Below are 18,547 nucleotides of genomic sequence, written 5' to 3'. Positions count from 1 at the left end.
CGCACAAGGCGGGCCTTAACTCTCACCAGCGGCCGCCGCCGAAGCTGAACGTCACGCCGGGACCTCCGCCACCATAATAGCCGTACGGTCCGCCGCCGTAATAGCCGTGGTGCCGCGGGTAATAGCCATAGTTCCGGTAGTGCGGACGATAATAGCCGTGGTGGTGATGGCGCCATTGGTGATGGCGATGGCCGTGGTGGTGGTGCCTGTGCTGCGCGCTGATGTCGGTGGACTGGCCGGCTGGCGCGTTCTGCTTCGCGCTGGCCTTGCCCGCCGCGTTGGCCGTGGATCCGCCGGCGAGCGCCGCAGCACCTACAGCCATCGCGACAAAGAGATACTTCATGTCATCACTCCAGTTGAGAAGTCGCGTGATAACAGATGGCTGTCCGCTGCGTTCCGGCCAGTGCGGGCGTCGAAACGACGCAGACGTAGTTCCGATCGACGTGTGAATGATGTGGCGCGATCTATTGTCGCATCGCTTCGAGCGAAGCGATCACGTCGGCGGCGGCGACGATGCGCGCAAATTCGTCGTTGAGATTCGACAGCGTCATCGCATGAATTTCTTCAGCCGAATGCTTGTCGCCATCTGGTCCGATCCGGTCGAAGGTCCAGGTCGCATCGCGCACGAGGCTCGCGTCGAAGCCGAGATTGCCGGCCATCCGCGTCGTCGTCTCGACGCAATGATTGGTGGTGGCGCCGCAGATTACCAGCGTCGTGATGTTGCCTGCGCGCAGGCGTGTCTCGAGATCGGTGCCGATGAAGGCGCTGTTGACGCGCTTGACGACCACCGCCTCGCCCGGCGCTTCGCGCGCCTCGTCCTTGACCGCGTAGCCGGAGCTTTGCGGCAGGAACGACGAATTCGGCTTCGTGCCCTCGTGGCGGATGTGGAAGATCGGCGCGCCGCGCTTCCTGAATGCCTTCAGCAGATCGGCGATGCGCGCCACCGCGTCCGGATTGTTGCGCCGCTTGCCGGCCGCCTCCCATTCGTCGAATGCGCGCTGGACGTCGACGACGACGAGGGCGGGGAGGGAGTGGGACATAAGGAGCGGCTTCCAGACTTGCTTGCTGCGCGAAGTATGCGGGGCGACCGACGTGGCAGGCAATGTCGATTTTCCCTCGTTTCGCGACAGCTCTCGTGCCCCGGCTCTGCGGAGCGGCGCTACGCGCCGCACTGCGTCCGGGACACGGAGAGCTGCGCGCGTGCTCGGCCCTCACGGATGCGGATCGGGAAACCCGTGGCGTTCAGTGAGCGCGGCGAGGATCGCGTCCTTGTCGGCAATGAAGGTGCGGCCGTGGTGACTGCCGGTCTGATGCGGCGACGTCGTCCCGTCGGCCAGCACGAGCAGCGGCAGCGACTGGTTCTCCTCGCCGACCAGCGCGATCACCGGCAGCCTTGGCCGCGGCCATGCGATGCGCTCAACGTCGAGCTGTTCGGCGAGCTGCGGAAACGAGGCGAGCACGCCCTCGATCAGCGCGCAATGCCAGCAATAGAAGCGCTGACCCGGAAAGGCGGGGTCCTCGAAGCCAGGGCGCAGCAGAAACAGGCGGTCGCGCGTCATGAATCGCTCCAAAGCATGGCGCGATCATACATGCCGGCAGCAGCGGATGATGCCGTTACTTGAACGGATCCTGGATCGATGGCGACGATTGCCGGATGCGACGTACGCTCACCGGCTTGCCGTCGGAGACGAACAGCAGCTCGTATCGGCGGCCCTCGCTGTCGGTCGCCGTGCAGGTGACGTCCGTCACCTTCCTTGCGGCGAAATTGCCGGTCTGGCGGCAGACGCCGGTCGAGGTCTGCTCGGCCGGCACCGGCAGGCCGTCGACCTTGGGCCGGTCCTTGGAATTGAGCAGCATGCGGTCGATTCGCAGCTCGTAGGAATTGTCGTCCGCGCGCTGGCCGTTCTCGCCGGAGAACGACACGACATGGTTGGCGTCGGAGGGATCGTCGACGGCGACCGCGAAATTGACCCGGCCCTTGTCACCATGGGCGTAAGCCACCGTCTTGCACGCGAAGGTGCGCCCCGCGACCTTCAGCGTCTTGCAGTGGCCCGACATCAGCGCCAGCAGGTCGATGAAGGCGTTCTGCGCCGGCGGGTTGTTGACGGGGATGGGCGCGGAAGACTCGGCAAAACAAGGGCTTGCGAGAGTCGCGAGGGCCGCGGCGAGGACCGGTCGGCGGAGGCGCATCATCAGGCTCGTATGCCAGGGGGCCACGGCGGCGGAAAAGTTCCGCTCAACAACGAGCGAACCACAAATTGGTTGCGATCCCGTTTGTTCAGCTAAACCCGACTGGAATACCACCGCACCACCCATCGGCGATTCATCCGATCGCCCCATCCCGTCCTAGCAGGCCACTTGCTGCCAGACCGATGTTTTTTTCGTGGCAGAGCTAAACGGTCGCCGCCTGCCAGCGCGTATCGCGAAGCGAGGGCCGGCGGTGCAGGCGGGCGTCGAGCAGCGCGCGGGCGCGGGGCAGCTCGCCGCTGCGCATGAGCGCGACGATGTAGGTATCCTCGATCAGTTCGCGCTGGGCATGGCTGCCGCCGATGCGCACGACCTCGCCGAGGACGGGCCCGAGCGTTCGCACGCATGAGGTGTAATCCTCGCGGGCAAAGGCCACGAGCGCACGGCAGATTGCCGGCACCACGGGACCGGCCGGCAGCCTGCCGTCGCCGAGCCGCTGCTCGATCGCCGCGAGGCGCGCGGCGAGCGCCTCCTGGTTCTGCGTCGCCGCAGCGAACAGTGCCATGTGGACGTCGGCAAAGGGCAGGCTCGATTTTGGAAACAGTTTTTGCGCGGTGGCATCGGCCTCGAGCCAGAGCGCTTCCGGCACGGTGTGGCCGTAAGCCGACAGGCGCCAGAGCAGCGAGGCGCCGTCGGTGACGACGTTGAGCGGCGGCGCCTTCGTGGCGGAGGGCCGAAGTACGTCGGCATAGATCGCAAGCGCGCGCGCCGCATCGCCATGCTCGAGCGCGCCGAGCGCCTGGTGCCAGCGAATATGGCCGTGCAGGATGCCGGTACGGTCGTAAGAGGGGATCCATGCGTCGACGAGACGGTCAGCCGCGTCGATCGAGCCGTCCTCGAACATCGCATGCAGCACGGCGTGCGCGGCGTGGGCATTCTGGCGGCGCAGGTCAAAACCGCGCTCGGTGACGCCGCGGCCGCGCGCGACGTCGCCATTCTCCGTCATCGCCCAGCCGGACATGGTGAGAAACCACCAGTCCTCGCCATAATGCTGCGCGACGCGCTCGCACAGCTCGTGCCGGGCGCGGTCGTGATCGGGCATGCCGGAAAACGCGAACAGGCCGAACGCGCCGAGCGGCAGCGACAGCACCACAGCGTCGCGCGGCCAGCTCTCGACATGCTTCAGCGTCGATGCGATGGCCTCGGGCAGCCGGCCCTCGATCGCAAGCGCCAGCGTCTCGACATGCGAGCGCTCGCGCTCCGTGCCGCGTTTCGCTGTGAGCTCGCGCGCGCGTGCCGCCTTCTGCCGCGCGAGGTCGCCCTGCTGATAGAAGGCATGCACGCGGGCGCGGGCGATATGGGGAAGCGCGAAATCCGGATCGGCCGCAATCGCGCGTTCCAGCGCCTCCGCCGTACCGGTCCAACCGGCCAGCATGAGATCGACGCCTTCGCGATAGGCGCTTGCCGCCTCGTGCGAAGACGTCGAGAGTGAAAGGCCGTAGCGGTCTTCGTGCGCCGTCATCGTCTTCAGCTCTCAAGCCGTCCGCGCGCGGCGTCCCTCGATCGGATAGGCGGGGTCGTTGTAGCCCGGCGTCGAGGGATGGCCCGGCACGACCAGCCGGTCGATCAGCGCCTCGTCATTCGCCGTGAAGCGGTAGTCGAGCGCGCGGATGTAGCCGTCCCACTGCTCCTCGGTGCGTGGGCCGGCGACGATCGAGCTGACAAAGGCGGAGTTCAGCACCCAGGCGACCGCGAACTGGCCGGCGGTGATGCCTTTCTTCTCGGCGTGGGTCTTGATCTCCTGCGCGAGCTGGAGCGATTCCGGTCGCCATTCCGTCTGCATCATGCGGGTGTCGTTGCGGCCGGCGCGTGTCTCCTTGTCCGGCGCGGCGTCGGGCTTGTACTTGCCGGTGAGCACGCCGCGCGCCAGCGGGCTGTAGGGCACGATGCCGAGGCCGTAGTAGGAACAGGCCGGGAAGTGCTCGACCTCCGGCATGCGATTCATCGCGTTGTAATAGGGCTGGCTCACCGCGGGCCGGTCGATGCCGAGCCGGTCGCAGATGTTGCAGATCTCGGCGACGCGCCAGGCGCGGTAGTTCGAGACGCCGAAATAGCGCACCTTGCCGGCGCGGATCAGATCGCCCATCGCGCGCACCGTCTCCTCCAGCGGTGTCGCATGGTCTTCCTTGTGCAGATAGTAGATGTCGATGTGGTCGGTGCCGAGCCGCTTCAGGCTCTCATCGGCGGCCTGCAACACCCAGCGCCGCGACAGGCCGACACGGTTGGGATCGTCACCCATGGGGTTGGCGAGTTTTGTGGCGAGCACCCAGGCGTGCCGGTTGTTGCCGATGGCGCGGCCGACGACCTCCTCGGATGCGCCCTTCGAATAGGCATCCGCCGTGTCGATGAAATTGATCCCGGCCTCATGCGCTTTCGCGATGATCCGGTTTGATGCGGCTTCATCGGTCGGCCCGCCGAACATCATGGTGCCCAGACAGATCGGCGAGACTTTCAGGCCGGTGCGGCCGAGCTGGCGGTATTGCATGGGCTGTTTCCTCAACGCTATCGAAGCTGGCAGCATAGCCAGCTAATTCCGTCATTGCGAGCGCAGCGAAGCAATCCAGAGATGCATCCGCGGAGAGATACTGGATTGCTTCGCTGCGCTCGCAATGACGAGATTGGGGAGGCCGCTTGCCAAACTCTCAGCTGTCATCGCCCGACTTGATCGGGCGATCCAGTATTCCGAGGAGGCAAAGATTGAACCGATAGGCCGCGGCGTACTGGATTCCCCGCTTTCGCCGGGAATGACGGCGGTGGGTGTGGTTGGAGCGGCAGCCCGACCGCGCGCCGCTACCCCGGCCCCTTCAAGATCTTGAACACGCCATTCGCCATCACGATGCAGCGGCCGTCGACGGTGACTTCGGTGCTCATGAAGATGAGGCTGCGCGTCGAGCGCACCACGCGGGGGCGGGAGATCAGGATGTCGCCGATCTGCCCGGCCTCGACGAAATGGGTGTCGAGCTGCACCGTCGCCATGAATTCCTTGCCGGAAACGTAGCGGGCGGTCATGCCGCAGGTGCGGTCCGCGAACGTCATCATCACGCCGCCCTGGACCATGCCGCGGCGATTGTGGTGCTTGTCCTCGGTGGCGAGCGCGAATTCGTAATGGCCGTCGACCTTGCGCTCCCACAAGGGGCCGATCAGGTGCAGGAAGCCCGTGGTCTCCAGGATGCTCCAGCCGTCCGATTTGAGCCTTGCGGCGGCCTTGTTGGTCATGTCGTCGTCCATTGCTGCGCGGGCCTTGCGAGCTCATTTCATCGGGGCCTGACGTGGTGTAGTCAAGCATCATGAGACCGTTCGACGATGCCACACGGCGGAATATCGCGGCTGCCTGCGCGGCCTTCACGCGCCTGCCGGAGGATGATGCGCCCGCCGCATTGAAGCACGCCGCGGTGGCGGTCGCGCTGACCGCGGCGAGTGACGGCGATGACACCGCATTCCTGCTCACGCTGCGCGCGTCACACCTGCGCGCCCATCGCGGCCAATGGGCCTTGCCGGGCGGCCGCTGCGATGCCGGCGAGACGCCGGTCGAAGCGGCGCTGCGCGAGCTTGATGAGGAGCTTGGCCTCCGCCTTTCGCATGCGGAGGTGCTCGGCACGCTCGACGATTATCCGACTCGCTCCGGCTATCTGATCACGCCGGTGGTGGTCTGGACGGCCGACAGTGCCGCGATCCGGCCGAACCCGGATGAGGTCGCCTCGGTCCACCGCATCGCGCTCGCGACGATCGAGCGCGAAGACGCGTTCGACTTCATCGCGATTCCCGAAAGCTCCCGCCGCGTGATCCGCTTCCATCACGAGAAGAGCCTGATCCACGCGCCGACCGCGGCGCTGATCTACCAGTTCCGTGAGGTGCTGGCGGGACGTCACACCCGCGTCACCGAGCTGGAACAGCCGGTGTTCGCCTGGAAGTGACGATGGTAAACGGCGCGTTAACGTGACGGTTACCGGATGCCTGCTAAGAGGGCAGCATGCATCATTCGATTCGAAAACATCTCGCGCTAGTTCCATTCGCGCTCGTCCTGCTCGCGCCCACTGCGCGAGGCGGCGAGGCCGACGCGCTGCCGCCGGCCGTCCGCGATGCCAAGGCCCAGTTGCTGTCGCAGTTCTTTGCGCAGGGTGGCGCGTCGCCGGCCGTGCTCGAATATCGCCGCAAGCTGCAGGAATATCAGGCGGCGCGCGGGGCCTTCGACGAAGAGGCGGGTGCCTATTGGAGCCAGATCTCCGAGAAGCGGAAAGGCCGCAACGCCAAGCGGCGCAGCGGACAGCAGGTGACGCTTGACGATTATGTGCTGCAGCATCCGCCGCTCTATAACGGGCCGAAGCGGCCGGTGAATCCGGAGCCGGAAGAAACGCCGGATCGTCCGACCAGAAAGCCGATACCGGTGGTCGCCGATCTCCTGCAGGCGGCACGCGAGCTCTATCAGTTCACGCCGCAGCGGCCGTCCAGCGAGGTCGAGTTCAAGCGCGCCTATGCGCGCTACGCGCTCGCCTCGGGGCTGACGCGCGAGCAGGCGGTGCGGGTCTATTCGTTCGAGACCGGCGGCACCGGCAATTACGACGTGCAGGCGGGTATTGAGCATGGCGGCAAGCGCGCGATCTCGACCGCGATGGGCTACAACCAGCTCCTGACCACCAACAGCGTCGAGCTGCTGGCCGAGCAGGGCCATGAACTCATCCGCGCGCTTTCCGACAAGGTGGCGCGGACGTCCGGGCCGGCGCGCCAGCCGCTCGAGCACAAGCTTGCCGTGCTGAAGAAGATGGTGGCGCAGGCGAAATCGGTGCCGGACACCTGGTCGGAGCACGAGAAGATCGGCAACACCGCGCAGGGCTGGGCCATGCATGCCATGGTGCTGGACATCGATATCGGCCCGATGCTGCAAACCCATAAGCTTTTGACTTCGGTGCTGTTCGCGCGCACCAAGGGCTACACCCGGCCGCTCACCGCCGCCGAGCTCGAGATGATGAACCTCACCGGCGACGGCACCGGCCTCGACATGGTGACGATGCCGCAGGCGATGCGCGAGCAGGTGCCGACCTCGAACTTCTTCCAGCGCGGCGGCTACGAGCGCAACCCGGTCGCGATCCGCCACAACACGGTGGCCAAGCTGCTGGCGGTGACGGATACGCGGATGGACTCGAACAGCAACAATGCCGGCGCACGGGAGCTGGCGGGGGCGTTCTAGTCCTCGCTGCCACATCCTCCGCTGTCATGCCCCGGCTTGACCGGGGCATCCAGTACGCCGCAGCCTCTCGATTGAAGCACAACGGCCTCTGGAATACTGGATCACCCGCCCCAGTGCGCAAGCGCGCACAAGGCGGGTGATGACACCGAGTGCTTGGGTTGGCCGTCGCCCCTTACTGATCCGACCCGAACTTGAACTTGCCGTCGCCTTCGAGATACGGGCCGCTGCGCATGTAGAGCTGGCCGTTGTGGCCGATGAAGAACAGCGTGCCTTTCGGCACCTTCTTGGCGCCCTTCAGGAGTTCACCGGCATTGTTGGTGCCCATCTTGTAGGAGAAGGTCTTGCCGTCCTTGTCATAGGCATAGCCGGTGTCGGGCTTGAGCTCCCAGGGCGTTGCCGCGGTCTGCGCCAATGCGGGTGCGCTGAATGCGCCGAGCGTTGCTGTGAGTGCAAGTGCAAATGTCTTCGTTGAAAATGCCATCATCCCATCCTCCCCATCGTTGGGGTTGCCATCTTGAACAAATCACGAACGGCGTTTACAGGTCAATTTGCGAAAGCGCCGCAGCGCATCACGTCCTGCCCAGCAGTTTGTGATTTTCCCTTCGTCCCCGCGCGACTATGTTCCGCTTTCAGTCTAGAACGCAATTCGACAAAAATATTGGTAGGGGGATGATTCGGATGAACCAAGTCGTGAAAGCCTGCTCAGCCGCCGCGCTGTTGGTGACGGCGCTGGCGCCCGTCGCCCGGGCGGATGACTACCAACTCAGCCACAACCAGCGGATTTCGTGCAGCCGTGGCCTCGCCCCGGGCAAGCTGAACACCGCGACCTGCAAGTCTTACACCTACCTGTTCAACACCAAGACCTCGGAATATTTCCGCTGCCAGGTCTCGCTGGCGCTGACCCGCGACAACAAGGAAGTCATCAACGTCCAGACCGACGGCGGCTGCACCAAGAAGCCGCGCATCTTCGAGACCGACGGCAAATACGATTTCGACGCGACCGAGACCGAACCGCCGAACACCAACTCGTTCTTCGGCCCCGGCGGCTATTCGGTCTGGGCCGCCGACGTCACCGCGCAGAAGGTGCGCGGCTGCATCATCATCTCCTCCGGCCTCGGCTCCGACATCTCCAAGTGCCTGGACATGACCTTCCAATAAGGGCTTGCCAGCAAGAGCTTGCCAGTAAGGCTTGCCGGCGAGGGCGAGACACGCGCCAGACCCTGATTGCGCCACCTCGCCGCACCCGCGGGTTCCCCAAAAATCGAGCCGGGTCAGCCGTTTACCGCAGTCCTGTTGTGACTTTTGGATGGGTTGACCCGCTTCCCCCATCCGGCCAATTTCCCGGCCGGTTTGGGGAGTACAACAACCATGAAACGGACGATTTTCGGCGCGGCCGCGGCTCTTGCCCTGGCGGCGTCGGCACCTTGCGCGCATGCGCAATCCTTCATCAACGTGCTGACCGGCGGCACCTCCGGCGTCTACTATCCGCTCGGGGTCGCGATCGGAAAGATCTACGGCGACAAGATTCCGAATGTGAAGACGCAGGTGCAGGCCACCAAGGCGTCGGTCGAGAACCTGATCCTGCTCCAGCAGGGCCGCGGTGAAATTGCGTTCACGCTGGGTGACTCGCTCAAAGCCGCCTGGGAGGGCGACGAGGAAGCCGGCTTCAAGTCCAAGCTGGACAAGCTGCGCACCATCGGCGCGATCTATCCGAACTACATCCAGATTGTCGCGACCGCCGAATCGGGCATCAAGACGCTCGCAGACCTCAAGGGCAAGAGCCTCTCGGTCGGCGCGCCGAAGTCGGGCACCGAGCTCAATTCCCGTGCGATCCTCGCGGCCGCAGGTATGACCTATAAGGACCTCGGCAAGGTCGAATATCTGCCGTTCGCCGAATCCGTCGACCTCATGAAGAACCGCCAGTTGGGCGCGACGCTTCAATCGGCCGGCCTTGGCGTCGCCTCGCTGAAGGATCTCTCGAGTTCGGCCTCGATCACCGTGGTGTCGGTGCCGAAGGAGACCATCGACAAGATCGGCCCGCCCTTCATCTCGGCAATCATTCCGGCCAATACCTATACCGGCCAGGACAAGGACGTGCCGACCGCGGCCGTGGTCAACTATCTCGTGACGAGCTCCGCGGTGTCGGACGACCTCGCCTACCAGATGACCAAGCTGATCTTCGAGTCGCTGCCCGAATTGCAGAACGCCCATGCCGCGGGCAAGGAGATCAAGCTCGAGGCGGCCGCCACCGGCAGCCCGGTTCCGCTGCATCCCGGCGCGATCCGCTATTACAAGGAAAAAGGGCTGATCAAGTAAGATCAGCTCCATTGGTGTCGTCATGCCCGGGCAAAAGCGCGAAGCGCGTCTTCGCGCAGATGTCCCGGGCATCCACGTTCTTGGCGACACCGTAGGCCGTGGATGGCCGGGACAAGCCCGGCCATGACGCGTGCGGTGGCACTGCCAATGTTATAATGACGCACCATAAGGGCTCGGGGACATATCGATGTTGCAGGCAGAGGGCTCCGCAGGGCCTATCAAGGTTGAATTCGACAATTTCGAGCACGGTTTTCCGGAAGGTTTTGGTCCGGGCTGGTGGGGCACTCTCGCCTACTGGATCGGCATTGCCTTCGCCACCTTCCAGCTCTATGTCGCCGCCTTCAACTATCTGCCGAGCCAGGTGGTGCGCGGGGTACATGTCGGTTTCCTCGTTCTCCTCACTTTCGGCCTGATCGCCAACTTCACCGCGAAGAGCGATGTCGGTCGCGCGCTTGGCTGGGTGATCGGCGGCGCCGGCTTCTTCTGCGGCCTCTATCAATGGATCTTCTATGCCGACCTGATTGCGCGCGACGGCGATCCGACGCGGCTCGATCTCGCGGTCGGCACGCTGCTCGCGGTGCTGATCTTCGAGGGCACGCGGCGCCTGATGGGCGCGGCGCTACCGCTGATGTGCGGCGCGTGTCTCGTCTACTGGTTCTTCGGGCAATATCTGCCGTCGCCGCTCAACCATCGCGGCTACGACTTCGACCAGATCGTCACGCATCTGTCGTTCGGCACCGAAGGTTTTTACGGCGTGCCGATCTACGTCTCGGCGACCTACATCTTCCTGTTCATCCTGTTCGGCTCGTTCCTGGAACGCGCCGGCATGATCCAGCTCTTCACCGATGTCTCGCTCGGCCTGTTCGGCAGGACGCGCGGCGGACCTGCGAAGGTTGCGGTGTTCGCCTCGGGCATGATGGGCACCATCTCCGGCTCCGGCGTCGCCAACGTCGTCACCGTCGGCCAGTTCACGATTCCGCTGATGATCAGGTTCGGCTATCGCCGCGCCTTTGCCGCCGGTGTCGAGGCGACGGCCTCGATGGGCGGGCAGATCATGCCGCCGGTGATGGGCGCGGTCGCCTTCATCATGGCGGAGACGCTCGGCGTCCAGTACTCGGAAATCGTCAAGGCGGCGGCGATCCCCGCCATCCTCTATTTCGCGTCCGCCTTCTGGATGGTGCATCTGGAAGCCGGCAAGCACGGCCTCGTCGGCATGAAGCGCTCGGAGATTCCGAGCGCCTGGAAGGCGCTGGTGACGCGTTGGTATCTCGTGCTGCCGCTCGCGGCGCTCGTCTACATGCTGTTCGAGGGCTTTACGCCGCTCTATGCTGGCAGCATGGGCCTTGCGCTCACGGTGACACTGATCCTCGGCGCCAGCATCACGGCCGGCGCCTCCTCGATGGTCGTCCGCTCCATCTTCTGGATCGGACTTGCGCTCGTCGTCGGCGCGCTGTCGCGCGACGGTCTCCAGATCGTGCCGGTCGCGAGCGTCGTCGTCGGGCTGATCGTGATCACGGCGTTCGTGCGCGGCGGGTTCGCGGCCTTGCGCGAATGCCGCAATGCGCTGGCCGAGAGTGCGAAGTCGGCGATCACGGTGGGTATGGCCTGCGCCATCGTCGGCGTCATCATCGGCATGATGTCGCAGACCGGCGTCGGCACCATTTTTGGCAGCTGGGTGATCGGTCTCGGCGAGAAGAGCCTGTTCCTGGCGTTGATCATGACCATGCTGCTGTCGATCCTGCTCGGCACCGGCATTCCGACCATCCCGACCTACATCATCACCGCCGCGCTCGCCGCGCCGGCGCTGGCGAAGCTCGGCGTGCCCCTGATCGCGAGCCACATGTTCGCGTTCTATTACGGCATCATGGCCGACCTCTCGCCGCCGGTGGCACTCGCCGCATTGGCGGCGGCGCCGATCGCGAAGGAGAATCCGGACAAGATCGGCTGGGAGGCGATGCGTATCGCGCTAGCCGGCTACGTCATTCCGTTCATCTTCGTCTATTCGCCGGCGCTGATGCTGCAGGCCGGCGATCCCATGGCGGCCAAGCTCGGCTTCTATGGTGCGGTGGCGCTCGCGACCTTCAAGGCGCTGGTGGCGATCGGCCTGTTCGGCATGGTCGCGATCGGTTTTCTGTTCACGCGCATGACGCTGCTCGAACGCGTGCTCGCGCTCGGAGCCGCGCTCTGCCTGCTCGGTGACTTCGCCTTCAGCGACACCGCCGGCTTCGTGCTCTCCGCCGCGCTCTTGCTGTGGCAGTGGCGGCAGCGTCCGCCCGCCGTCGTCGAAGCCGCGTGAGCCTCTGCTTCGCAACAGCGGGTGGCGTGAAAGCGCTGGCGCTTTCCGCCTTCACGCTGGTGTGGACGCATTCGATCGCGAAGGTCGACTGGCAGGAGGACTGGCGCGTCACGCCTGCCGGCCTCGACCTGGTGCAGGCGCGGGTCAAAGGCACCGGGCCCGGCATGGAGCCGCCGCCCGAGGCGCGCCTCGTCGACGGCTGGTTTCAATGGCAGCCGCAGCGTGCACCGATGCAGGAGGTCGTGCTTGGCAATTCCGGCGCGGCCGGGGAATGGCGGTTATGCCATGATGGAAGCTGCCGGACTCTTTCGGAGATTGTCGGGCATCCCATCGGTGCTAACGTCACCACGATGAAGGTCTGTAACGATCCGTAGCTCGCCACGCCCGGGCTACAATTAACAACAACACGGGAGACACGCGATGGATCGGCTCAAGGGCAAGGTTGCGATGGTGGTGGGCGCCGGCTCGATCGGGCCCGGCTGGGGCAACGGCAAGGCGACCGCGGTGACCTTTGCGCGCGAGGGCGCGCAGGTGTTTTGCGTCGATCGCAACGGTGCCGCAGCCGAGGAGACCGCGAAGATCATCACGGGTGAGGGCGGCAATGCGACTGCCTTCACCGCGGACGTCTCGCGCGCGCGCGAGATCGAGGCGATGGTGGCGGCGTGCCTGAAAGCCTATGGCCGCATCGATGTGCTCGACAACAATGTCGGCATCGCCGAGATGGGCAGCGTGGTCGAGGTCGCCGAGGAGAGCTGGGACCGCGTCTTCACTGTCAACCTCAAGAGCGCCTATCTCGCCATGAAGCACATCGTCCCCGTGATGGTGAAGCAGGGCGGCGGCTCGATCATCAACATCTCCTCGATCGCCTCGATCCGGCATGTCGGGATTTCCTATGTCAGCTACAACGCCAGCAAGGCGGCAATGAACCAGCTGACGCGCTCCACCGCGATCGAGTTCGCGAAGAACCATGTGCGGGTGAATGCAATCCTGCCCGGCCTGATGAAGACGCCGATGGTGGAGCATTCCGCGGGTCTCGCGAACAGCTACGCCAAGGGCGACGTCGAAGCGATGTGGCGCGCGCGCGATGCGCAGGTGCCGATGGGGCACATGGGCGAGGCCTGGGACGTCGCCAATGCCGCGCTGTTCCTGGCGTCGGACGAGTCGAAATATGTGACGGGGATCGAGCTGGTGGTCGACGGCGGGATCACGTGCAAGGCGGGGGCGTAGCTCCAATTTCCTTCGTCGTCCCGGGACGCGCAAAGCGCGAACCCGGGACCCATAGCCACAGGACGAAGTTGCCGCGCGAGCTAGCAACTCCGAGTCTTCGCCAAACCACGTCCTGTGGCTATGGATCCCGGATCTGCGCTGCGCTTGTCCGGGACGACAGCGGTGACTACTGCGCCAGCGCCAGGATGCCTCCGGCAAACGAATGCCACGCCGCACTCTCGCTGATCGGCCAGTTCAGCACCTTCACCGCCAGCAGCGCGAGCGTACCGTAGATGTAGACCGGGTGCACGCGGCCATCGGTGCGCCAGTCGCGCACCATAGCGACGACGAGCAGGAGCGAAGCGACCACGGCCGGGGCGATCGTGACGGGCACCGGCGGCGGGCCGGGCGGTCCGGGAGGCGCGAGGAAGGTAATGAACCAGCGCGCGATCGCGGCGTCGAGGATCGAGACCGCGGCAAGCAGCATAAGGCGCTTGTGAATCTCGGGCTTTCGCGTGTTGATGATCGCGAGCACGAACACCACCGCGAAGAACGCGATGCCGCTCATCGGCACGATCGAGAAGCCGATGCCGGCATCCTTCTGCCCAAGTGCGGCGGCGTGCTGCATCACGTGCACCGAGGCGAGGAAGCCGAAGATCGTCATCGCGGTCGCAAGCGACACGCCGGCAATCCCGAGCGCGCGGTGATTGACCACGCGGCCCGACGCCGCGAGCCAGGTCTGGATCACGAAATAGAGAGACCAGGTGAAGAACAGGAGTCCGTGAAAATGAATCACCGGGCTCGCGGAAAACGTCCGCTGCGCGAGCGGTACGAAATAGGTCGGCGCGAAGCCGAGAAACGCGGTGGCCGCGCAGGCCAGTGCCATATTGAGATAAAAATATCGTGCAGGCGACGCATCACGCGCGCGTACACGACGGTCGTCGATCAAGGTCGTCATCTGGAATGAGTCTGGAGAGGCGGTGTTTGGTTCAAGCTCCTGACCACCTGGATAGGCCGGGACGCCGCTCAACGCTCGAGCGGAGTTTAACCGCCCGCGCTCAACTCTGCGCGATCGAGCTCTTCCTCGATCCGGTGAAACGCGTCGTCGCCGATCACTTCGGTATCGCGAAGGCCGAGGATCGATTTGCGCGCGGCCTCGATGGCGCGGCGGCGCAGCGGATCGGCGGGCAATTCGCCGCTGGCGATGCCGCCGTGCGGATCGTCGTCGGCCTGCATCAGGATGGCGCGGTATTCGAGCCGCAGGATTTCCGCCTCCTCCGACGGATCGTCCTCGATCGCATCGAGCGCGGCGCGATAGGCGACTGCGCGGGCGCGCGCGACCTCGATACCGACGGGATCGTCGTCCTTGAGGCCGAAGGCGAGAATCAGCGGCCGCAGCGTCAGGCCCTGGATGACCAGCGAGCCCAGCACCACCGCAAAGGCGATGAAGACGATGAAGTCGCGATAGGGGAAGCTTTCCGGCAGGGCGAAGGCGGTGGCGAGCGTGACGAGACCGCGCATGCCGCACCAGGAGATGATGAGGCCACCCTTCGGCGAGGCAACCTGCTTGGGATCCTTCGGATGATAGAGCCCGTGCGCGATCAGGACGCGCAGCGTCGCGCGGTAGAACGTGATCCAGGCAAGCCGCACCAGGACCACTGTGAGCAGGATCCAGGCGGCCGCCACGCAATATTCCCAGCGGACCTCCGCGTCGAGCCGCGTCCAGATCGGCCGCATCTGCATGCCGATCAGCATGAAGGCGAGCACGTTGAGCACGAACACCATCGTCTCCCAGACCGCATAGGACGGCACCCGCAACCGCGCCGGCATGCGCGCCCCCGCGGTGCGCGCGACGGTGATGGCGTAGACGACGATGGTGAGGATGCCGGAGAGGCCGAGATGCTCGGCTGCGATCCAGACCATGAAGGTGGTGGCGAACTGCACGATGATCGCGCTCGGCGCTTCCTTCACGCGTTCCAGGAACAGCGGGATGATGCGCCCGGCCAAAAGACCGGCGAGGACGCTGCCGACCAGCCCGAGTGCAATCGTCGGCGCGACCTCGCTCCATTTCAGATGCTCCATGACGACAGCGCCGACCGCGATGCGATAGATCAGAAGCGCGCTGGCGTCGTTGAGCAGGCTCTCGCCTTCCAGCACCTTCACCATGCGATAGGGCAGCTTGACCTGGCTCAGGATCGCGACCGCGGCCGCCGCATCCGGCGGGGCCACGATGGCGCCGAGCGCAATGGCGGCGGCCCAGGGCATGTCAGGCATCAGCCGGTGCGCGACGAAGGCCACGCCGACCGTGGTCAGGCCGACCGCGGCGACCACCAGGGTCGAGACCGGAACCCAGTTGTTGCGGAGATCGCGCAGCGAGGTGTCGAAGGCGGCATCCATCAGCACCGGTGCGACAAAAAGCGCCAATGCCAGGTCGGGTTCGAGCGTCCAGGACGGGCTGTTCGGCACGAACGCGATCAGCGCGCCGCCGATGGCGAGAAAGGTCGGGTAGGGGACCTTGATCCGCCGCGCCAGCGCCGATAATGCAACGGCGCCGAGCAGAAGCACGATGATCCATTCGAATGTCGACACGTTGATCCCCGAAACCGATTTTGGCTGTGCCACAAGCTAGCACCAATCCGGCCGTATGATGGATAGTGCACCCTCAAGGCAAGGCTCAAGCCAAGACCCAAGCCAAGACCCAGGCCAAGATTCAAGCCAAGACTTTCCGACTGCAGCTAGCATGCGTTCTCAAAATCTCATTCGATTGTCCGGTGCGGTGGCGCTCTTTGCGCTTTCGCTCGGGGCGGCCCGTGCCGCGACCGGCGGCGAGCCCGCCGCCGTCGTGCAGGTCGATGTCGCGCCGTGCCTCGCTGCTGCTGCCGCCGACGACATGGACAAGGCCGGCTCCGCCTGCGCCTCCGTCATCGACAACGAGAAGACGGCCAAGGCGGACCTGGTCAAGGCGCTGGTCGCGCGCGGCGCGCTTTATGCGCGGCATGACCAGGTCGACCGTGCGATCGCCGACGACAGCCGCGCTCTTCAACTCGATCCGACCCTGGCCGACCTCTTCAACGCCCGCGGCGAGCTCTGGCTGAAGAAGGGCGACAAGCCGAAGGCGGTGCAGGATTTCGGCGCCGCACTGAAGATTGATCCGAACCACGAGAAGGCCAAGGCCAATCACAAGGCGATGGCGCGCGAGCTCGAGCGGATCGGCGCGCAGATGGCTGTGGCCGGCAAGCCAAGCTTCAATTGCAAGAGTGCGGCCCGGGCGGTCGAGAAGGCGATCTGCGCCAACCGCGAGCTCGCCGATCTCGATCGGGAGATTTTTGCATCGAATGCCCGCGTGGTCCGGGAGGCGCGCAATCCTGCGGAAGCCAAGGCACTTCAGCGCGAGCAGGACGAATTCATTGCCCGCCGCAATGCTGGTTATGGGCGGGCCGGGTACGATCTGAAGAAGGCGATGCAGGAGCGGCTGCAGCGGATCAACGGGGTGGACGGGTATTGAGGGCTTCCTTCGCCTCTCCCCGCAAACCGGGCGAGGGAGTGCAGGCGCCCGTGCGTCCCTAACAGGCCCGAATTGAACCCATTCCTCGCCCGCCGCGACAATGGTGAACACCTGATGTCACGGAGTCTTCCCGATGTGCGGCACGCGTTCTTCCGCGCAAATGTTCCCGTTTGCCAAAATCCCGCTTCGCGCCTTCCTGCTCAGCGCCGCGATGAGCCTTATCCTCGCCGCCCCGGCCTCTGCTACCGTCGATTGCGTGATGGGCAGCAAGACTGCGCCCGCCGAACTGATCACGGCGTGCGGCGCCATCATCGACCAAACCACCAATTCGAGCTCCGACCGCGCCGCCGCGCTGCTGGTGCGCGCCGACGCCAATGCGCGAACCTCAGGCGGCCTCACGCAGGCGCTGCGGGATATCGACCGCGCCATCGCGTTGGACGGCAAGAACGCAAAGGCCTGGCGCCTGCGCGGCGACCTGCTGCGCGAGGCCGGCGGCGATCTCAACCGTGCCGCGGCTGATCTCAGCAAGGCCATCGAACTCGATCCGCAGGACGCGGAAGCCTACGAGCTGCGCGGCGTCGTCTACACCAATCAGCGCCGGCTCGACCGCGCGCTCGCCGATTACGATCAGGCGATCAAGCTGAAGCCGGATGATGCGCAGGCCTGGTCCGACCGCGGCGTGAACTATTATCTCGGTGGCGACAACGAGAAGGCGATCCGCGATCTCAGCGAGGCGCTGCGGCTCGATCCGAACCGGCCGCGCGCCTACACCAATCGCGGCGCGGCCTACAAGAAGCTCGGTCAGCTCGACAAGGCGGTCGCCGACGACGGCGAGGCGATCAAGCTCGATCCGAAGGTCCCCGAATATTACGACAATCGTGGCCTGGTGCTGGCCGCGATGGGTGAGTACGACAAGGCGATCGCCGACTACGACCAGGCGCTGCGGCTGGCGCCGCGGCCGAACTTCTTCACCAACCGCGGCGACTCTTACCAGCTCAAGGGCGAGCTTGGCGCGGCGCTCAGCGACTACGAGGCTGCGCTCAAGATCGATCCGAATTTCGCGCAGACCTTCAACAACCGCGCGGTGCTTTACAAGAAGATGGGCGAGCGCAAGAAGGCGCTGGCCGATTACGAGACGGCGCTGAAGCTCGATCCCGGCAACGAGAACGCGGCCAACGGCCGCCGCACCATGATGGCGGAGATCGCGAAGTTCGGCGCCGAGCCGCTGCGTCCGCTCGCGGCGAATTCCGGCAACGGCCCGTCGTTCGATTGCGCCACGGCGAAGCGCGAGGTCGAGAAGGTGATCTGCGCCGATCCGCAACTCGGCGTGCTCGATCGCCAGATCGCCGAGACCTATGAGCGCGTGCTGAAGGCCACGAAAGGCCGTTCGGCCGGCGACCTGCGCAAGACCCAGCGCGATTTCCTCGCCACGCGGAATACGAGCTTCGGCCGGCCCGGCTATGATCTGAGGAAGGTCATGCAGGAACGGTTGCAGCGGCTGAATGCGATGGAGAGTTGAGGCGCCTCTACGCGCACACTGCGTTCCCTCCCCCCTTGCGGGGGAGGGTTAGGGAGAGGGGTGGCCACAAACTCCAGACAGAGTTCGTGGCCACCCCTCTCTCCCGCTCTCCCCCGCAAGGGGGGAGAGGGCTCACCTTTGTCGTGGCTCCAGCTTGCTGCGATGGCCTTTCTTCCCTCCCTCCCAAAGACCCATCCTTTTCAGCTTGAACCGCGGCCCGTTCCCGGGAAAATACCTCTCAAACAACGCCGGCACTTGATCCCTGTCATGGCG

19 protein-coding genes are annotated in these 18,547 nt (G+C 65.1%); 9 read left to right on the top strand and 10 right to left on the bottom strand.

Going from position 1 to position 18,547, the window contains the following annotated elements; all coding sequences use genetic code 11:
- Positions 1-22: 22 nt before the first annotated feature.
- The 7 genes from AB7245_RS42290 to AB7245_RS42260 all read right to left on the bottom strand — a co-directional run bounded on the left by AB7245_RS42290 (position 23) and on the right by AB7245_RS42260 (position 5,463).
- Positions 23-343, bottom strand: coding sequence for a hypothetical protein (locus tag AB7245_RS42290; protein ID WP_085400922.1), 321 nt, complete (start codon positions 341-343; stop codon positions 23-25).
- Between the two features lie 121 nt (positions 344-464).
- Positions 465-1,040, bottom strand: coding sequence for a cysteine hydrolase family protein (locus AB7245_RS42285; protein ID WP_085400923.1), 576 nt, complete (start codon positions 1,038-1,040; stop codon positions 465-467).
- A gap of 171 nt (positions 1,041-1,211) precedes the next feature.
- The gene (locus tag AB7245_RS42280; protein ID WP_085400925.1) at positions 1,212-1,559 is read right to left on the bottom strand and encodes a DUF3088 domain-containing protein; all 348 of its coding nucleotides are present in this window, start codon (positions 1,557-1,559) and stop codon (positions 1,212-1,214) included.
- Positions 1,560-1,614: 55 nt separating this feature from the next.
- Positions 1,615-2,190 carry a hypothetical protein gene (locus AB7245_RS42275; RefSeq protein WP_071917092.1) on the bottom strand — a complete coding sequence of 192 codons (576 nt, stop codon included), beginning with the start codon at positions 2,188-2,190 and terminating at the stop codon, positions 1,615-1,617.
- 202 nt (positions 2,191-2,392) lie between these two features.
- Positions 2,393-3,709: a tetratricopeptide repeat protein gene (locus tag AB7245_RS42270; RefSeq protein ID WP_085400926.1), complete on the bottom strand. Its 1,317-nt coding sequence runs from the start codon at positions 3,707-3,709 to the stop codon at positions 2,393-2,395.
- Between the two features lie 12 nt (positions 3,710-3,721).
- Positions 3,722-4,732, bottom strand: a complete 1,011-nt coding sequence (locus AB7245_RS42265) for an aldo/keto reductase (RefSeq protein WP_085400928.1) — start codon at positions 4,730-4,732, stop codon at positions 3,722-3,724.
- Between the two features lie 305 nt (positions 4,733-5,037).
- On the bottom strand, positions 5,038-5,463 hold the full coding sequence (locus AB7245_RS42260) for a PaaI family thioesterase (RefSeq protein ID WP_063986737.1): 426 nt from the start codon (positions 5,461-5,463) through the stop codon (positions 5,038-5,040).
- 71 nt (positions 5,464-5,534) lie between these two features.
- On the opposite strand from AB7245_RS42260, the gene AB7245_RS42255 reads away from it, so the two are divergent.
- Together AB7245_RS42255 and AB7245_RS42250 are read left to right on the top strand one after the other, a co-directional pair.
- A complete protein-coding gene (locus tag AB7245_RS42255) occupies positions 5,535-6,161 on the top strand; it encodes an NUDIX hydrolase (RefSeq protein ID WP_085400930.1) in 627 nt (208 codons plus the stop codon).
- Positions 6,162-6,217: 56 nt separating this feature from the next.
- Entirely contained in the window at positions 6,218-7,432 is a 1,215-nt protein-coding gene (locus AB7245_RS42250; protein WP_085400931.1) for a hypothetical protein, read from the top strand.
- A gap of 172 nt (positions 7,433-7,604) precedes the next feature.
- On the opposite strand, the gene AB7245_RS42245 is transcribed toward AB7245_RS42250, so the two are convergent.
- The gene (locus tag AB7245_RS42245; protein ID WP_085400981.1) at positions 7,605-7,913 is read right to left on the bottom strand and encodes a hypothetical protein; all 309 of its coding nucleotides are present in this window, start codon (positions 7,911-7,913) and stop codon (positions 7,605-7,607) included.
- Positions 7,914-8,110: 197 nt separating this feature from the next.
- Between AB7245_RS42245 and AB7245_RS42240 the strand changes: the two genes are divergently transcribed.
- From AB7245_RS42240 to AB7245_RS42220, 5 genes are all read left to right on the top strand, one after another.
- On the top strand, positions 8,111-8,590 hold the full coding sequence (locus AB7245_RS42240) for a hypothetical protein (protein ID WP_085400933.1): 480 nt from the start codon (positions 8,111-8,113) through the stop codon (positions 8,588-8,590).
- A 210-nt stretch (positions 8,591-8,800) separates the two neighbouring features.
- The gene (locus AB7245_RS42235; protein WP_063985861.1) at positions 8,801-9,748 is read left to right on the top strand and encodes a TAXI family TRAP transporter solute-binding subunit; all 948 of its coding nucleotides are present in this window, start codon (positions 8,801-8,803) and stop codon (positions 9,746-9,748) included.
- A 187-nt stretch (positions 9,749-9,935) separates the two neighbouring features.
- Positions 9,936-12,044, top strand: coding sequence for a TRAP transporter permease (locus tag AB7245_RS42230; RefSeq protein WP_085400935.1), 2,109 nt, complete (start codon positions 9,936-9,938; stop codon positions 12,042-12,044).
- The gene (locus tag AB7245_RS42225) at positions 12,041-12,418 is read left to right on the top strand and encodes a DUF1850 domain-containing protein (protein WP_167768178.1); all 378 of its coding nucleotides are present in this window, start codon (positions 12,041-12,043) and stop codon (positions 12,416-12,418) included. The genes AB7245_RS42230 and AB7245_RS42225 overlap by 4 nt, the downstream gene beginning before the upstream one ends.
- A gap of 46 nt (positions 12,419-12,464) precedes the next feature.
- The gene (locus AB7245_RS42220; RefSeq protein ID WP_439035661.1) at positions 12,465-13,271 is read left to right on the top strand and encodes an SDR family NAD(P)-dependent oxidoreductase; all 807 of its coding nucleotides are present in this window, start codon (positions 12,465-12,467) and stop codon (positions 13,269-13,271) included.
- A gap of 166 nt (positions 13,272-13,437) precedes the next feature.
- Here the strand turns inward: AB7245_RS42220 and AB7245_RS42215 are convergent, their stop codons facing one another.
- Positions 13,438-14,208 carry a hypothetical protein gene (locus tag AB7245_RS42215; RefSeq protein ID WP_085400939.1) on the bottom strand — a complete coding sequence of 257 codons (771 nt, stop codon included), beginning with the start codon at positions 14,206-14,208 and terminating at the stop codon, positions 13,438-13,440.
- A gap of 86 nt (positions 14,209-14,294) precedes the next feature.
- Positions 14,295-15,872, bottom strand: coding sequence for a cation:proton antiporter (locus AB7245_RS42210; protein ID WP_085400941.1), 1,578 nt, complete (start codon positions 15,870-15,872; stop codon positions 14,295-14,297).
- Between the two features lie 118 nt (positions 15,873-15,990).
- Here AB7245_RS42210 and AB7245_RS42205 point away from each other — a divergent pair, with 118 nt between their 5' ends.
- Both AB7245_RS42205 and AB7245_RS42200 read left to right on the top strand, forming a co-directional pair.
- Positions 15,991-16,755, top strand: a complete 765-nt coding sequence (locus tag AB7245_RS42205; protein ID WP_085400943.1) for a tetratricopeptide repeat protein — start codon at positions 15,991-15,993, stop codon at positions 16,753-16,755.
- A gap of 133 nt (positions 16,756-16,888) precedes the next feature.
- A complete protein-coding gene (locus tag AB7245_RS42200; RefSeq protein ID WP_135215752.1) occupies positions 16,889-18,274 on the top strand; it encodes a tetratricopeptide repeat protein in 1,386 nt (461 codons plus the stop codon).
- The last annotated feature ends 273 nt before the right edge of the window (positions 18,275-18,547 follow it).

The sequence above is a fragment of the Bradyrhizobium sp. 604_D8_N2_3 genome (assembly GCF_051810765.1).
Classification (GTDB): domain Bacteria; phylum Pseudomonadota; class Alphaproteobacteria; order Rhizobiales; family Xanthobacteraceae; genus Bradyrhizobium; species Bradyrhizobium barranii.
The sequence above is the reverse complement of the archived record's forward strand: the minus strand, read 5'-3'. Positions and strand labels throughout refer to the sequence as shown.